This window comes from Blastococcus sp. OS1-29, from assembly GCF_057628075.1.
Genome location: NZ_JBXXJK010000004.1, coordinates 156,436 through 170,243 on the forward strand (window position 1 = coordinate 156,436; position 13,808 = coordinate 170,243).

General features: G+C 72.3%; 14 protein-coding genes. 11 read left to right on the forward strand and 3 right to left on the reverse strand.

Annotated elements, in window-relative coordinates; translation table 11 throughout:
• Positions 1-84: 84 nt before the first annotated feature.
• The 7 genes from purB to AC2H4J_RS11790 all read left to right on the forward strand — a co-directional run bounded on the left by purB (position 85) and on the right by AC2H4J_RS11790 (position 6,992).
• A complete protein-coding gene (gene purB / locus AC2H4J_RS11760) occupies positions 85-1,410 on the forward strand; it encodes an adenylosuccinate lyase (protein WP_487465060.1) in 1,326 nt (441 codons plus the stop codon).
• A complete protein-coding gene (locus AC2H4J_RS11765) occupies positions 1,407-2,267 on the forward strand; it encodes a phosphoribosylaminoimidazolesuccinocarboxamide synthase (RefSeq protein WP_487465061.1) in 861 nt (286 codons plus the stop codon). The genes purB and AC2H4J_RS11765 overlap by 4 nt, the downstream gene beginning before the upstream one ends.
• A 122-nt stretch (positions 2,268-2,389) precedes the next feature.
• Positions 2,390-3,271, forward strand: coding sequence for a DUF559 domain-containing protein (locus tag AC2H4J_RS11770; protein WP_487465062.1), 882 nt, complete (start codon positions 2,390-2,392; stop codon positions 3,269-3,271).
• Between the two features lie 143 nt (positions 3,272-3,414).
• The gene (gene purS / locus AC2H4J_RS11775; protein ID WP_487465063.1) at positions 3,415-3,654 is read left to right on the forward strand and encodes a phosphoribosylformylglycinamidine synthase subunit PurS; all 240 of its coding nucleotides are present in this window, start codon (positions 3,415-3,417) and stop codon (positions 3,652-3,654) included.
• 10 nt (positions 3,655-3,664) lie between these two features.
• The gene (gene purQ, locus AC2H4J_RS11780; RefSeq protein ID WP_487465064.1) at positions 3,665-4,336 is read left to right on the forward strand and encodes a phosphoribosylformylglycinamidine synthase subunit PurQ; all 672 of its coding nucleotides are present in this window, start codon (positions 3,665-3,667) and stop codon (positions 4,334-4,336) included.
• The gene (gene purL / locus AC2H4J_RS11785) at positions 4,333-6,615 is read left to right on the forward strand and encodes a phosphoribosylformylglycinamidine synthase subunit PurL (RefSeq protein WP_487465065.1); all 2,283 of its coding nucleotides are present in this window, start codon (positions 4,333-4,335) and stop codon (positions 6,613-6,615) included. Before purQ ends, purL begins: the two co-directional genes overlap by 4 nt.
• On the forward strand, positions 6,615-6,992 hold the full coding sequence (locus tag AC2H4J_RS11790) for a sterol carrier family protein (protein ID WP_487465066.1): 378 nt from the start codon (positions 6,615-6,617) through the stop codon (positions 6,990-6,992). Before purL ends, AC2H4J_RS11790 begins: the two co-directional genes overlap by 1 nt.
• Positions 6,993-6,995: 3 nt before the next feature.
• On the opposite strand, the gene AC2H4J_RS11795 is transcribed toward AC2H4J_RS11790, so the two are convergent.
• Positions 6,996-8,276: an L-lactate MFS transporter gene (locus AC2H4J_RS11795; RefSeq protein WP_487465067.1), complete on the reverse strand. Its 1,281-nt coding sequence runs from the start codon at positions 8,274-8,276 to the stop codon at positions 6,996-6,998.
• Positions 8,277-8,373: 97 nt separating this feature from the next.
• Between AC2H4J_RS11795 and AC2H4J_RS11800 the strand changes: the two genes are divergently transcribed.
• On the forward strand, positions 8,374-9,459 hold the full coding sequence (locus tag AC2H4J_RS11800) for an S-(hydroxymethyl)mycothiol dehydrogenase (protein WP_487465068.1): 1,086 nt from the start codon (positions 8,374-8,376) through the stop codon (positions 9,457-9,459).
• The gene (locus tag AC2H4J_RS11805; protein WP_487465069.1) at positions 9,459-10,067 is read left to right on the forward strand and encodes an MBL fold metallo-hydrolase; all 609 of its coding nucleotides are present in this window, start codon (positions 9,459-9,461) and stop codon (positions 10,065-10,067) included. The genes AC2H4J_RS11800 and AC2H4J_RS11805 overlap by 1 nt, the downstream gene beginning before the upstream one ends.
• A 2-nt stretch (positions 10,068-10,069) precedes the next feature.
• Here AC2H4J_RS11805 and AC2H4J_RS11810 read toward each other — a convergent pair whose 3' ends face one another.
• Both AC2H4J_RS11810 and AC2H4J_RS11815 read right to left on the reverse strand, forming a co-directional pair.
• A complete protein-coding gene (locus AC2H4J_RS11810; RefSeq protein ID WP_487465070.1) occupies positions 10,070-10,351 on the reverse strand; it encodes a hypothetical protein in 282 nt (93 codons plus the stop codon).
• 63 nt (positions 10,352-10,414) lie between these two features.
• Positions 10,415-11,056 (reverse strand): DUF5701 family protein, encoded by a 642-nt coding sequence (locus AC2H4J_RS11815; RefSeq protein ID WP_487465071.1) that lies wholly within the window; start codon positions 11,054-11,056, stop codon positions 10,415-10,417.
• Positions 11,057-11,193: 137 nt separating this feature from the next.
• Between AC2H4J_RS11815 and purF the strand changes: the two genes are divergently transcribed.
• Together purF and purM are read left to right on the forward strand one after the other, a co-directional pair.
• Positions 11,194-12,702, forward strand: a complete 1,509-nt coding sequence (gene purF / locus AC2H4J_RS11820; protein ID WP_487465072.1) for an amidophosphoribosyltransferase — start codon at positions 11,194-11,196, stop codon at positions 12,700-12,702.
• On the forward strand, positions 12,699-13,757 hold the full coding sequence (gene purM / locus AC2H4J_RS11825; protein ID WP_487465073.1) for a phosphoribosylformylglycinamidine cyclo-ligase: 1,059 nt from the start codon (positions 12,699-12,701) through the stop codon (positions 13,755-13,757). The genes purF and purM overlap by 4 nt, the downstream gene beginning before the upstream one ends.
• Positions 13,758-13,808: the final 51 nt, after the last annotated feature.

The window sequence follows — 13,808 nt, forward strand, 5'->3', positions numbered from 1 at the left end:
GCACCTCCGGCGGGGACGGTAGGGGCCGTCCATGATCACGTTAGCCCTGCGGGAGGATGTCCTCGTGGTGCGACGAGCTGAGCCGTGTCTGGCGATACCCGCATGATCGAGCGCTACACGCTCCCCGAGATGGGTCGGGTCTGGAGCGACGAGCACAAGTACGAGCTGTGGTGCCGCGTGGAGACGCTGGTGCTGGAGGCGCACGTGGCGGCCGGTCGGGTGCCGGCCGACGTCGTGGAGCCGGTGCGCAACGCGCCGCCGCCGACGCCCGAGCGGGTCGCGGAGATCGAGGAGACGACGCAGCACGACGTCATCGCCTTCCTCACCGCGTGGGCCGACAACACCACGCCCCGCTCGGCCGCCGCGTACGTGCACCACGGCATGACGTCGTCCGACCTGCTCGACACGGCGCTGGCCGTGCAGCTCACCGACGCGACCGACGTCCTGCTCGCGAAGGCCGACCGGCTGGTGGCGGCCCTCCGCGACCACGGGCTGGCGCACCGGAACACGATCAAGGTGGGCCGCACGCACGGGGTGCACGCCGAGCCCGACGTGTGGGGTCACCGGGTCGCCGACCTGGCCTTCGCCGCCGCCAGGTCCCGCGACCGGCTGCGGGAGGCGCGTGCCCGCGTCGGCGTCGTGGCCATCTCCGGTGCGGTCGGCACGTACTCGCTCATCGATCCGTCGGTGGAGCAGCACGTCGCCGCCGCGCTGGGGCTGCGGGCGGCCGACGCCTCGACGCAGGTGGTCATCCGCGACTCGATCTCCGAGTGGGTCTCGGCGCTGGCGATCCTCGCGACGGTCTGCGAGGCGGTCGCCCTGGAGGTCCGGCACGGGCAGCGCACCGAGGTGCGCGAGCTGTCGGAGGCGTTCGGGTCGGGCCAGAAGGGCTCGAGCGCGATGCCGCACAAGAAGAACCCGATCCGGTCCGAGCGGATCGCCGGGTTGGCCCGGGTGGTGCGGGCGGCGATCGTGCCGATCATGGAGGGCATCCCGCTCTGGCACGAGCGCGACATCTCGCACTCCTCGACCGAGCGCGTCTTCCTGCCCGACGCGGCGATCACCACCGACTACCTGCTGAACCTCACCGCGGGCCTCGTGGAGAACCTGGTCGTGGACGCCGACCGGATGCGGGCCAACCTCGAGTCGACCGGCGGGCTGATCTACACCTCGTCGGTGCTGCTGGAGCTGGTCGAGGGCGGGCTGTCCCGCGAGGACGCGTACGCGCTGGTGCAGGGCGCGGCCATGGAGACCTGGAACAGCGGGACGCCGTTCCGCGCCACCCTCCGCTCGCGGGCCGAGGCCGACGGCGTGGTGCTGGACGAGGCCCGGCTGGACGAGATCTGCCGCCCGGAGCGGTACGTGGCGAACCTGGGCCCGCTGTTCGACCGGCTGGCTGCGCTGTCATGACCCTGGACCTGCCCCTGGTCGCTCGGGGCAAGGTGCGCGAGATCTACGACGCCGGCGACGGCCGCCTGCTGCTGGTCGCCTCCGACCGCATCTCGGCCTACGACCACGTGCTGCCCACTCCCATCCCGGACAAGGGGCGGGTGCTCACGCAGCTGTCGGTGTGGTGGTTCGAGCAGCTGACGCCGGTGCTGGCCGACTTCGGGGCGTCCCACCACCTGATCAGCGCCACCGACGTGCCCGCATCGGTGGCCGGCCGCGCGATGCTGGTCCGGAAGCTCTCGATGCTGCCGGTGGAGTGCGTGGCGCGTGGCTACCTGTCCGGCTCCGGGACCGTCGAGTACTCGCGGACCGGGTCGATCCGGGACGTCGTCCTCCCGCCCGGGCTGGTCGAGGGGTCGCAGCTGCCGGCGCCGGTGTTCACGCCGTCCACCAAGGCCGAGGTGGGCGAGCACGACGAGGCGATCGACTTCTCCGCGGTCGTGGACGCCGTCGGAGCCGGGCGCGCCGGCGAACTGCGCGACCTCACCCTGGCGCTCTACGCGCGAGCGGCGGAGATCGCCACGGGCGCGGGGATCGTGCTGGCCGACACCAAGTTCGAGTTCGGGCTCGCGGGGGACTCCCTGGTGCTCGGCGACGAGGTGCTCACGCCCGACTCGTCGCGCTTCTGGCCGGCTTCCTCGTGGGCTCCGGGATCGGTGCAGCCCTCCTACGACAAGCAGTACGTGCGCGACTGGCTGACGTCGTCCGGCTGGGACCGCGTCTCGCCGCCGCCGGAGCTGCCCTCCGAGGTCGTCGCCGCCACCCGCGAGCGCTACATCACCGCCTACGAACAGCTGACCGGCCGCGCCTTCGCCTGACCCGTCCCGCCGAGTGCGACGAAGTGGTGGCCATCGGCGTCTGATCACCACCAGTTCGTCGCACTCGCCGCGCCTGTGGACAGCCTCAGCGGTGGGGAGGCACTTCGGGCCAGGCTCTCGCGGTGCCCACCCCACCGGTCCCGCCGCGTGTGCGCCGACCGACCGATCGCCGTCGGGCTCGGGCCGACGGCATCTCGGAGTGGCAGTTGCGCCACCGCGAGATCCTCCGGACCTCGCGGGACACCTATCTTCCCGCCGCTCTGGCCCCGAGCCTCCGGCCGCGGATCGATGCCGTCCTCCTCGGCGCCCCCTCCGGAGCGGTACTGAGCCATCGGACCGCCGCGGAGCTGTGGGGGTACGACCTCCCGCTGCTCTCCGCGGACGAGCGGGTGCATCTCACCGTCCCTCCCGGTTCGCGGGTGCGTTCCCGTCGCGACCGCCACATCCACTGCTCGGTCGTTCCCGAGCCCGAGACACGCGTGGTCCGGGGGCTCACGGTGACGTCACCGAGCCGGACCTGGATCGACCTCGCCGCCGACCTGCCCGCCGGTGCGCTCCTGGCCCTCACCGATCAGATGCTCGCGCAGGGGTTCCCGGCCGGCGGGTTTCCACGGATCCTGGCCCGGTCGAAGGGACGGCGGGGGGTCGCCCGGGCTCGGTCGGTCCTGCCGTGCGCCGATGCGCTGGCCGGCTCGCCGATGGAGTCGGTTCTGCGATGGGTCCTCCACGACAACGGCCTGCCACGTCCGGTGCTCCAGTACGTCATCCGCGACGCCGGGGGCGACTTCCTCGGTCAGGTGGACCTCGCCTGGCCCGAGCGACGCGTCGTCGTGGAGTTCGACGGCGACCTTCACCGCGACCGCCGGGTGTTCGTGAAGGATCTGCGCCGGCAGAACGGCCTGGTGCTGGCCGGCTGGCAGATCCTGCGGTTCACGTCGGCCGACGTACTCGGTCGGCCGGCCGCGACGGTGCGAACCATCGCGGCCGCGCTCGGGCTGGGCTGATCAGCCGAGTGCGACGAAGTGGTGGTCATCAGGCCGCCATGGCCACAACTTCGTCGCACTCGGCGGATGGACGGCGGTCGGAGGAGACGAGGGTCACCGGGACCGCGGCGGGCGCGTCGGCGTGGGCCGGTACCCTCGCAGGCGTGTCCCGGGTGGTCGTCGACGTGGTCCTCAAGCCGGAGATCTCCGACCCCCAGGGGCAGGCGGTACTGGGCGCGCTGGGGCGCCTCGGCCACGACAGCATCTCGAGCGTCCGCCAGGGCAAGCACTTCGTGCTCGAGGTCGTCGGCACGCCCGACGAGGCGGAGCTGAAGCAGATCGCGGAGACGCTGCTGGCCAACCCCGTCATCGAGGACGTCGAACTGCACCTCACCACCGACTGAGAGAGACCCCGTGCGTATCGGTGTGCTGACCTTCCCGGGATCGCTGGACGACGTCGACGCCGCTCGCGCGGTGCGCCTGGCCGGAGGCGAGCCGGTCGCGCTCTGGCACGCCGACCACGACCTCAAGGACGTCGACGCCGTGATCCTCCCCGGCGGCTTCTCCTACGGCGACTACCTGCGGGCGGGGGCCATCGCGGCCCGCGCACCCCTGATGCGTGACGTCGTCGCCCGCGCGCAGGCCGGCATGCCGGTCCTGGGCATCTGCAACGGCTTCCAGGTGCTCTGCGAGGCGGGTCTGCTCCCCGGCGCACTGACCCGCAACAGCCACCTGCACTTCCGCAACCGCGACCAGGTGCTGGTCGTGGAGCGGGCCGACACCTCGTGGACGTCGAACTACGCGGAGGGGCAGCGCATCGTCATCCCGGTCAAGAACGGCGAGGGCCGCTACGTGGCCTCGGGCGCCGACCTCGACCGGCTCGAGGGCGAGGGCCGGGTGGTGTTCCGCTACGCCGGCGGCAACCCGAACGGATCCAGCCGTGACATCGCCGGCGTCACCAGCGAGAACGGCCGCGTCGTCGGACTCATGCCGCACCCGGAGCACGCCGTCGAGGACCTCACCGGCCCGTCGACCGACGGCCTGGGCTTCTTCACCTCCGTTCTGAAGGCGGTCGTGAACGCATGATCGACACCGTCGAGATCGCGGCGAAGACTCCCGACGACGAGCAGCCCTGGGCCGAGCTCGGGCTCAAGCCCGACGAGTACCAGCGGATCCGTGACATCCTCGGCCGCCGTCCCACCACCGCCGAGCTCGCCATGTACAGCGTCATGTGGAGCGAGCACTGCTCCTACAAGTCGTCCAAGGTGCACCTGCGCCGGTTCGGCGAGCTCCCGCACAGCGACGCGCTGCTCGTCGGCATCGGCGAGAACGCCGGCGTGGTCGACGTCGGCGACGGCTACGCGGTCACCTTCAAGGTCGAGTCGCACAACCACCCGAGCTACGTCGAGCCGTACCAGGGCGCCGCGACCGGCGTCGGCGGCATCGTCCGCGACATCCTCACCATGGGGGCCCGCCCGGTCGCCGTCATGGACTCGCTCCGGTTCGGCCGCGCCGACGCGCCCGACACCGCCCGCGTGCTGCCCGGAGTCGTCGCCGGGGTCGGCGGCTACGGCAACTGCCTGGGCCTGCCCAACATCGGCGGCGAGCTGCTCTTCGACGACTGCTACGCCGGGAACCCGCTGGTCAACGCGCTGTGCGTCGGTGTCATGAAGCACGAGGACGTCCGCCTGGCCAAGGCGGAGGGCCTGGGCAACAAGGTGATCCTCTTCGGCGCCCGCACCGGCGGCGACGGCATCGGCGGCGTCTCCGTCCTGGCGTCGGAGACCTTCGACGAGCACGGCCCGGCCAAGCGGCCGTCCGTGCAGGTGGGCGACCCGTTCACCGAGAAGCTGCTCATCGAGGCGTGCCTGGAGATCTTCGCCCAGGACCTGGTCACCGGCATCCAGGACCTCGGCGGCGCCGGCCTGTCGTGCGCGACGTCCGAGCTGGCCAGCGCCGGCACCGGGGGCATGCACGTCGACCTGGACGCCGTCCCGCTGCGGGACTCGACGCTCACCCCGGCCGAGATCCTGATGAGCGAGTCGCAGGAGCGCATGTGCGCCATCGTCGAGCCGGCCAAGGTCGAGCAGTTCCTCGCCGTCTGCCGGAAGTGGGACGTGCTGGCCACCGTCATCGGTGAGGTCACCGAGGGCGACCGGCTCACCGTCGACTGGCACGGCGAGCGCATCGTCGACGTCCCGCCGCGCACGGTGGCGCACGAGGGTCCGGTCTACGAGCGCCCCATGGCCCGCCCGCGCGACCTCGACGCGCTGCAGGCCGACGACGCGGCAAACCTGCCCCGCCCGACGACGCCGGAGGAGCTCCAGGCCCACTGGCTGGCCGTCGTCAGCAGCCCGGACGGCGCGGACAAGACGTGGGTCACCGAGCAGTACGACCGCTACGTCCGCGGCAACACCGTGCTGGCGCAGCCCGAGGACGCCGGGGTCGTCCGCATCGACGAGGAGTCGCACCGCGGCATCGCGCTCGCGCTGGACGGCAACGCCCGCTTCGCCCGGCTCGACCCGTACGCCGGCGCCCAGCTGAACCTGGCCGAGGCCTACCGCAACGTCGCCGTCTCCGGCGCGAAGCCGCTCGCCGTGACGAACTGCCTGAACTTCGGCTCCCCGGAGGAGCCCGAGGTGATGTGGCAGTTCGCCGAGGCCGTCCGCGGCCTGGCCGACGGCTGCCGTGAGCTGGGCCTGCCGGTCACCGGCGGCAACGTCAGCCTGTACAACCAGACCGGCGACGTGCCGATCAACCCGACGCCGGTGATCGGCGTCCTGGGCGTGCACGACGACGTCCGGAAGCGGATCCCGGGCGGCTGGCGGGCGGACGGCGAGACGGTCCTGCTGCTCGGCGAGACGCGTCCCGAGTTCGGCGGGTCGGCCTGGGCCGCCGTCGTGCACGGCCACCTCGGCGGGCGGCCGCCGGTCGTGGACCTCCCCGCGGATCGCGCGCTGGGTGAGCTGCTCAGCGCCCTCGGCCGGGACGGACTGGTCACGTCCGCCCACGACCTGGCCGACGGCGGGCTGGCCCAGGCGCTCGCGGAGTCGGCCCTGCGCCACGGCGTGGGCGCGCGCCTGCGGCTGGACGGCGACCCGTTCACCGCACTGTTCAGCGAGTCCACCGCCCGCGCCGTCGTCACGACGGCGGACGCCGCAGCCGTCCGCGCCGCGGCGGAGCGCGCCGGTGTGGCCGTCACCGAGCTCGGGACGACGGGCGGCGACAGCCTGAGCGTGGAGGGACTGCTCGACCTGGGCATCGCCGAGCTGCGGGCCGCCTGGTCGGCCACGCTGCCGGCGCTGTTCGGCACCCCGGAGGCCGCCGTCGGCGCCGTTCCCGCGGGCGCCGTCCCCTCGAGCTGATGCCCGCACCGATCGCGGCCGAGCAGCTGCGGGCCGCGCTCGACCCGGTCCGGCCGTGGCTGGCCGGCGAGGCCGAGCAGCCGCCGCGCGCCGTCGTCGGCGCCGCGGTGAAGACGTCGGCCCGCTGGCTGGCCCAGCACGTGCCGGGCCGGTCGGTCGAGCTGCGGGTGCCTCCGCACGTCGCCGTCCAGTGCGTCGAGGGCCCGCGCCACACGCGGGGGACGCCCCCGAACGTGATCGAGACCGACGCCGCCACCTGGTTGTGCCTGGCGTCGGGGCAGGTGGCCTGGGCTGACGCCGTCGCGGCGGGGAAGGTCAGCGCCAGCGGCAATCGTGCCGACTTGAGCGCCCACCTCCCGCTGCGCCCGCTGCGCTGAACGTCAGCGGCTGACCTGAGCCGTCTCCCGGGTCCGGCTGGGGATCTTGGTGATGAGGGTCAGCACGACCGAGACCAGGGCGATGATGCCGATGGTCGTGTACCCGAGCGTGTACTTCCCTTCGCCGCCGATCAGGGCGGAGATGAGGATCGGGCCGATGACGCCGCCCAGGCTCCAGCCGACCAGCATCAGGCCGTAGATGGCGCCGGCGTACTTCACGCCGAAGTAGTCGCCGGCGGTGGCCGGCATGGTGCCGAAACCGCCGCCGTAGCAGAGGTAGACGACCGCGGCGAGGATGAAGAACAGCACCGAGTTCGACGCGTGCGGGAGGATCAGCAGGCAGATGCCCTGCAGCCCGAGCATGAGGGCGAACGAGGGCATGCGGCCGGTGAAGTCCGAGGCGGCTGCCCAGATGATCCGGCCGCCGCCGTTGAAGACCGCGAGCACACCGACGATCGCCGCAGCCCCGGTCGCCGTGTAGCCGGCGATGTCCTCGGCGCTCGCGGCCGCTTGGGAGATCAGCGCGATGCCCGCCGTGACGTTGAGGGTGAGGATCGCGGTGAGCAGGTACCACTGCGGCGTCCGCAGCGCCTCGCCCTGCGTGTAGTCGTTCCCGCCGTCGGTCGCCGAGCCGCTGGCGGCCGGCTCGTAGCCGGGCACGGTGTAGCCCGCCGGGGGATTGCGGAAGATCGACGCCCCGACCAGCGACATCACCAGGTAGGCGATGCCCAGCCAGAGGAACGCGCTGGTCGGACGGCCCGGGTCCTTCGCGATCAGCCAGTGGGCGACCGGCGACGTCAGCACGGCACCGAACCCGAATCCGCCCACGGCGAGGCCGGTGATCAGCCCGCGCTTGTCGGGGAACCACTTCAGCAGCATCGCGATCGGCACGATGTAGGCGAACCCGAGGCCGAATCCGCTGATCACGCCGTAGCCCAGGATGATCAGCCACAGCTGGTCGCCGTTCTGCGCGAACGAGGCGAGGACGACGCCGACGGCGTAGATGACCCCACCCACGATCGCGACCGGCCGGGGGCCTCTGCGGTCCTGGATCCGGCCCCCGAGGTAGCTGCCGATGAAGATCATCCCGATGGTGACGGTGAACGGGAGTGACGCCTCCACCGTGGTCAGCTTGAAGTCGGGAGCCTCCTTCAGCGCCTTGGCGAAGACGCTCCAGGCGTAGACGGCGCCGATGGAGAACTGGAGGAGCAGGGCGGCTGCCACCAGCAGCCAGCGATTGCCGCCGGGAGTGACCTTTTCGGTGCTGTCCTCTACCTGTGCCATGGTCCCGTCCTTCCGCCGCGGTCCCCCACTGCGGAGAAGGTTCGGCCCAGCCGCATCCGGTGGCAACTCGAGGGCGCCGGGAACCTAGGCTCGGGTCATGGCTTACGAGGTGAGGGGCGTCGTCGCCCGCAGCAAGGGTGCGCCGGTCACGATCGAGACGATCCACGTGCCCGATCCGGGCCCCGGCGAGGCCGTGGTGGACGTGCAGGCCTGCGGGGTCTGCCACACCGACCTGCACTACCGCGAGGGCGGGATCAACGACGACTTCCCCTTCCTGCTCGGCCACGAGGCCGCCGGCGTCGTCTCGGCGGTCGGCGAGGGCGTCACCAACGTGGCGGTGGGCGACTACGTGATCCTCAACTGGCGCGCGGTGTGCGGGCAGTGCCGCGCGTGCGCCAAGGGCAAGCCCTGGTACTGCTTCAACACCCACAACGCCGCGCAGAAGATGACGCTGGCCGACGGCACGGAGCTGTCCCCGGCGCTGGGCATCGGCGCGTTCGCGGAGAAGACGCTGGTGCACTCCGGGCAGTGCACGAAGGTCGACCCGGCCGCGCCGCCGACCGCCGCCGGTCTGCTCGGCTGCGGCGTCATGGCCGGCATCGGCGCGGCCATCAACACCGGCGGCGTGGACCGTGGCGACACCGTGGCGGTGTTCGGCTGCGGTGGCGTGGGCGACGCGGCGATCGCCGGCTCCCGGCTGGCGGGTGCGTCGAAGATCATCGCGGTCGACATCGACGACCGGAAGCTCGAGTGGGCGAAGGGCATGGGCGCCACCCACACCGTCAACTCGAAGGACGCCGACCCGGTCGAGGCCATCAAGGCGCTCACCGGCGGGTTCGGCGTCGACGTGGCGATCGACGCCGTCGGTCACCCCGCCGTCTACGAGCAGGCCTTCAACGCGCGCGACCTGGCCGGCACCGTCGTGCTGGTCGGCGTCCCCAACCCGACCATGACCATCGAACTGCCGCTGATCGAGGTCTTCGGCCGCGGCGGGGCGCTGAAGTCCTCCTGGTACGGCGACTGCCTGCCCAGCCGTGACTTCCCGATGCTGATCGACCTGTACCTGCAGGGCCGCCTCGACCTCGACGCCTTCGTCTCCGAGACCATCGGCCTGGACGACGTCGAGTCCGCGTTCGAGAAGATGCACCACGGCGACGTGCTGCGGTCGGTCGTCGTCTTCTGATGGCCGCGCGCATCGAGAAGGCCGTCGTCAGCGGGGTGTTCAGCCTCGACGGCCAGGACTTCGACGTCGACAACAACGTCTGGCTCGTCGGCGACGACGACGAGGTGCTGGTGATCGACGCGCCGCACGAGGTGGCGCCCATCGTGGACGCCATCAGCGGACGACGGGTGACCGCGATCGTGCTCACCCACGGACACAACGACCACATCACCGCCGCGGTCGCCCTGCGCGAGGCCACCGGCGCGCCGATCTGGTTCAACCCGGCCGACCGGATGCTCTGGGACGTCGTCCATCCGGATGCGCAACCCGATCACGAGCTGACCGAGGGGACGACGTTCGACGTCGCCGGGACGACGCTCGTCGCGGTCGCCACCCCCGGGCACTCGCCGGGGAGCACGTGCCTGTACGCCGAGGGCCTCGGCACCGTCTTCACCGGCGACACGCTGTTCTCCGGTGGCCCGGGCGCGACCGGACGGTCCTACAGCGATCACCCGACGATCGTCGAGTCGATCCGCACCCGGCTGCTGACGCTGCCCGCCGACACCGTCGTCCGCACCGGGCACGGCGACGACACGACGATCGCGGCGGAGAGCGCGAACGTGGCCTGAGTTCAGTCGCCGTCGGGCGGCGGGCTCGTGCGCTCCATGCGCTGCCGGATGGCGGCGACGTTCAGCGCGAGGTCCTCGAGGGCCTCGACCGCGCGGGTCGCGAGCGCGAACGTGAGGTTCTCGCGCTGCTGGTCGGGGCTGGGCTCGCGGGGGCGGGACTCGCGCGCCGAGCGGGTCGCCTCCCCCCAGGGGTCGTCGTCGCTGTGCGCGTCCCCGAAGAGGTCGCGCAGCATGCGCTGGGCGGCTGCCAGGAACTCGCTGGGGTCGGGTCGGTCGGTCGCCATCCCGTTTCTCCTGTCGCTAGGTGGAGCACGGCGATCGACCTGAACGACCGATCGCCGGGTGGGTCAGCCCGCCGTGCCACGCTCGGCAGCCGATGCGAACCCGAGCCAGGTGTGCCGGTTCCCCGCCCAGCACCAGCCGACCTTCGGCGCGTTCTTCCGGTCGCGGCCATCGCGGCCGGTGCCGTTGCTGATCCAGAGGGCCGGGGTACGGGAGTCGAGGGCACCGGTCGACTTGCGCAGCCGCGAGCCGATCGTCATGAAGCAGTGGTTGCGGTCGAGCACCTGGGGGACCTGGAGCAGCCAGTGGAGGCCCTCGGTCAGCGTCAGCGGTGTCCGCCCCTCCGCGGTGATGGCCGGCAGCGCCTCGTTCGGGCTCCAGTTCGCCATCTCGTCCCCGCGCCGCACGTCGTCCACGGCATAGATCGGCGCCTCGGGGAGCTTCACGTCGTCGATCGGAGTGAACGCGTCCACGTCGGTCATGTCGACGACGACGAACCCGCGTTTGCCGCCGAGATCCACCAGCGGAGCCAGCGCCGAGGCAGGTGCCCGGTCGGGGTGCACCACGAGAAGTGACCCGGGCGGCGTGCTCGTCGCTGCGCTGCGCAGGGCGGCCGCCGGGAGACCGGCGATCTCGTGGACGCCGAGTGCGATCAGCCGGTCGGCCTGATCGACGGGGGAGGGCAGGGGTGGCAGGACGTCGGGCACGCAAGACCTCCGCAGAGAGGACGGACCACGCTACAACGTCCGCGCACTCCCCCACAGTTCCGGCAAGCGGATCGAACAGTGGCCACCTTCACCACACCGGCACCCGGGATCGTCGTCCGCGCCGGTACCCTCGGTCTGTGCCTCGCGGTGATGGACGGCTGACGCACGACCTCGACCCCTCGAATCCCGGACCTCAGGACGCCTGTGGCGTCTTCGGCGTCTGGGCCCCGGGGGAAGAGGTCGCGAAGCTGACCTATTTCGGCCTGTACGCCCTCCAGCACCGCGGTCAGGAGGCGGCCGGGATCGCGGTGTCCGACGGCAGCTCGGTCGTGGTCTACAAGGACCTCGGCCTGGTCAGCCAGGTCTTCGACGAGGCCACGTTGGGGAGCCTGCGCGGCTTCCTCGCGGTCGGCCACACCCGGTACTCCACGACGGGCGCCTCCACCTGGGAGAACGCGCAGCCCACCTTCCGGACGACGGAAGCGGGCACCGGACTGGCGCTGTGCCACAACGGCAACCTGGTCAACACCGGCGAGCTGGCCGCGAAGGCCGCCGACGCCGGCGTGCCCGGGGCGTTCGTCGCCACCAACGACTCCGACCTCGTCACCGCGCTGATCGCCGCGCGCCCCGACCTCTCGGTCGAGGCCGCCGCCATGGAGGTCCTGCCGCAGCTGCGCGGCGCCTTCAGCTTCACGTTCATGGACGAGGACACCCTCTACGCGGCCCGCGACCCGCAGGGCGTCCGCCCGCTGGTGCTGGGCCGGCTCGAGCGCGGCTGGGTGGTCGCCAGCGAGACCGCGGCGCTGGACATCGTCGGCGCCTCCGTCGTCCGCGAGGTCGAGCCCGGCGAGCTGATCGCGATCGACGAGAACGGCCTGCGCAGCCAGCACTTCGCGGTCGCCGAGCCCAAGGGCTGCGTCTTCGAGTACGTCTACCTGGCCCGCCCCGACACCACGATCTCCGGCCGGGGCGTGCACGCCGCCCGGGTGGAGATCGGCCGCCGGCTGGCGAAGGAGCACCCCGTCGAGGCGGACCTCGTCATCCCGGTGCCCGAGTCGGGTACGCCCGCCGCCGTCGGCTACGCCGAGGCCAGCGGTATCCCGTACGGCCTGGGGCTGGTCAAGAACTCCTACGTCGGGCGCACGTTCATCCAGCCGTCGCAGACGATCCGGCAGCTGGGCATCCGGCTGAAGCTCAACCCGCTGCGCGACGTCATCCGCGGCAAGCGGCTCGTCGTCGTCGACGACTCGATCGTGCGCGGCAACACCCAGCGGGCGCTGATCCGGATGCTCCGGGAGGCCGGCGCGCTCGAGGTGCACGTGCGCATCGCCTCGCCGCCGGTCAAGTGGCCGTGCTTCTACGGCATCGACTTCGCCAGCCGGGCCGAGCTGATCGCCAACGGCCTGGAGGTCGACGGTGTCCGCGCCTCGATCAACGCCGACTCGCTCGGGTACGTCTCCGAGCAGGGCCTGATCGCGGCCACCGAGCAGCCCGCCAGCCGGCTGTGCACCGCCTGCTTCACCGGCCAGTACCCGATCCCGCTGGGAGAGTCGGAGCTGCTCGGCAAGAACGTGCTCGAGGGGCTCGGCCGGACGCCGCTGCCGATGGTCGGTGTCGGTGCCGAAGACGCCCTGACCCGACCGTGAGCAGCGAGTTCACCTACGCGGCCGCCGGCGTCGACATCGACGCGGGCGAGCGGGCGGTCACCCTGATGAAGGCCGCCGTCGAGAAGACCAACCGGCCCGAGGTGGTCGGCGGGCTCGGCGGGTTCGCCGGCCTGTTCGCCCTCGACGTGCAGAAGTACCGTCGCCCGCTCCTGGCGTCCTCCACCGACGGCGTCGGCACGAAGATCGCCCTGGCGCGGCAGCTCGACCGGCACGACACCGTCGGCATCGACCTCGTGGCGATGGTCGTCGACGACCTGGTCGCCTGCGGTGCCGAGCCGCTGTTCCTCCAGGACTACGTGGCCTGCGGCAAGGTGGTCCCCGAGCGGATCGCGGCGATCGTCACCGGTATCGCGGCCGGCTGCACGCAGGCCGGGGCGGCGCTGGTCGGCGGGGAGACGGCCGAGCACGGCGACCTCATGGACGCCGACGAATACGACCTGGCCGCCACCGCGGTGGGCGTGGTGGAGGCCGACGCCGTCCTGGGGCCGGAGCGGGTGACCGACGGCGACGTGGTGATCGGGATGGCGTCGTCCGGGTTCCACTCCAACGGCTACTCGCTGGTGCGTCGGGTGGTGAGCGCGGCGGGCCTCGACCTGTCCGGCACGCCGGCGGGATTCGACCGCACGCTGGGTGAGGCACTGCTCGAGCCCACCCGCATCTACGCCCGTGACTGCCTCGCGCTGGTCGAAGCGCTCGGCGTCGAGCAGGTGCACGCCTTCGCGCACATCACCGGAGGGGGACTGGCGGGCAACACCGCGCGCGTGGTCCCCGACGGGCTCGTCGCCGTGCTCGACCGCGGCACCTGGGCGCTGCCCGCGGCCGTGCGGTTGATGGAGGAGCACGGCGTGCCGCGGGAGGAGTCCGAGCGCGCCTTCAACTGCGGGGTGGGCATGGTCGCCGCCGTGTCCGCGGACGTCGCCGAGGCGGCGCTGGCCCAGTTGGCGTCGTCCGGCGTCCCCGCCTGGGTGGCGGGCACGATCGGTCGGCGCACGTCCGACGACCCCGCCGCCTACCTCGTCGGCTCCTACCGCTGAGCAGGGACCCCCTGCTCCCCACCGTGAAAGGACCCCGTCCTCCTCACCCCT

Coding starts and splice junctions, on each gene's coding strand:
- purL (WP_487465065.1), top strand. CDS start 4,333: ATGATCGACACCGTCGAGATCGCGGCGAAGACTCCCGACGACGAGCAG.
- AC2H4J_RS11765 (WP_487465061.1), top strand. CDS start 1,407: ATGACCCTGGACCTGCCCCTGGTCGCTCGGGGCAAGGTGCGCGAGATC.
- AC2H4J_RS11805 (WP_487465069.1), top strand. CDS start 9,459: ATGGCCGCGCGCATCGAGAAGGCCGTCGTCAGCGGGGTGTTCAGCCTC.
- AC2H4J_RS11790 (WP_487465066.1), top strand. CDS start 6,615: ATGCCCGCACCGATCGCGGCCGAGCAGCTGCGGGCCGCGCTCGACCCG.
- AC2H4J_RS11795 (WP_487465067.1), bottom strand. CDS start 8,276: ATGGCACAGGTAGAGGACAGCACCGAAAAGGTCACTCCCGGCGGCAAT.
- AC2H4J_RS11800 (WP_487465068.1), top strand. CDS start 8,374: ATGGCTTACGAGGTGAGGGGCGTCGTCGCCCGCAGCAAGGGTGCGCCG.
- AC2H4J_RS11810 (WP_487465070.1), bottom strand. CDS start 10,351: ATGGCGACCGACCGACCCGACCCCAGCGAGTTCCTGGCAGCCGCCCAG.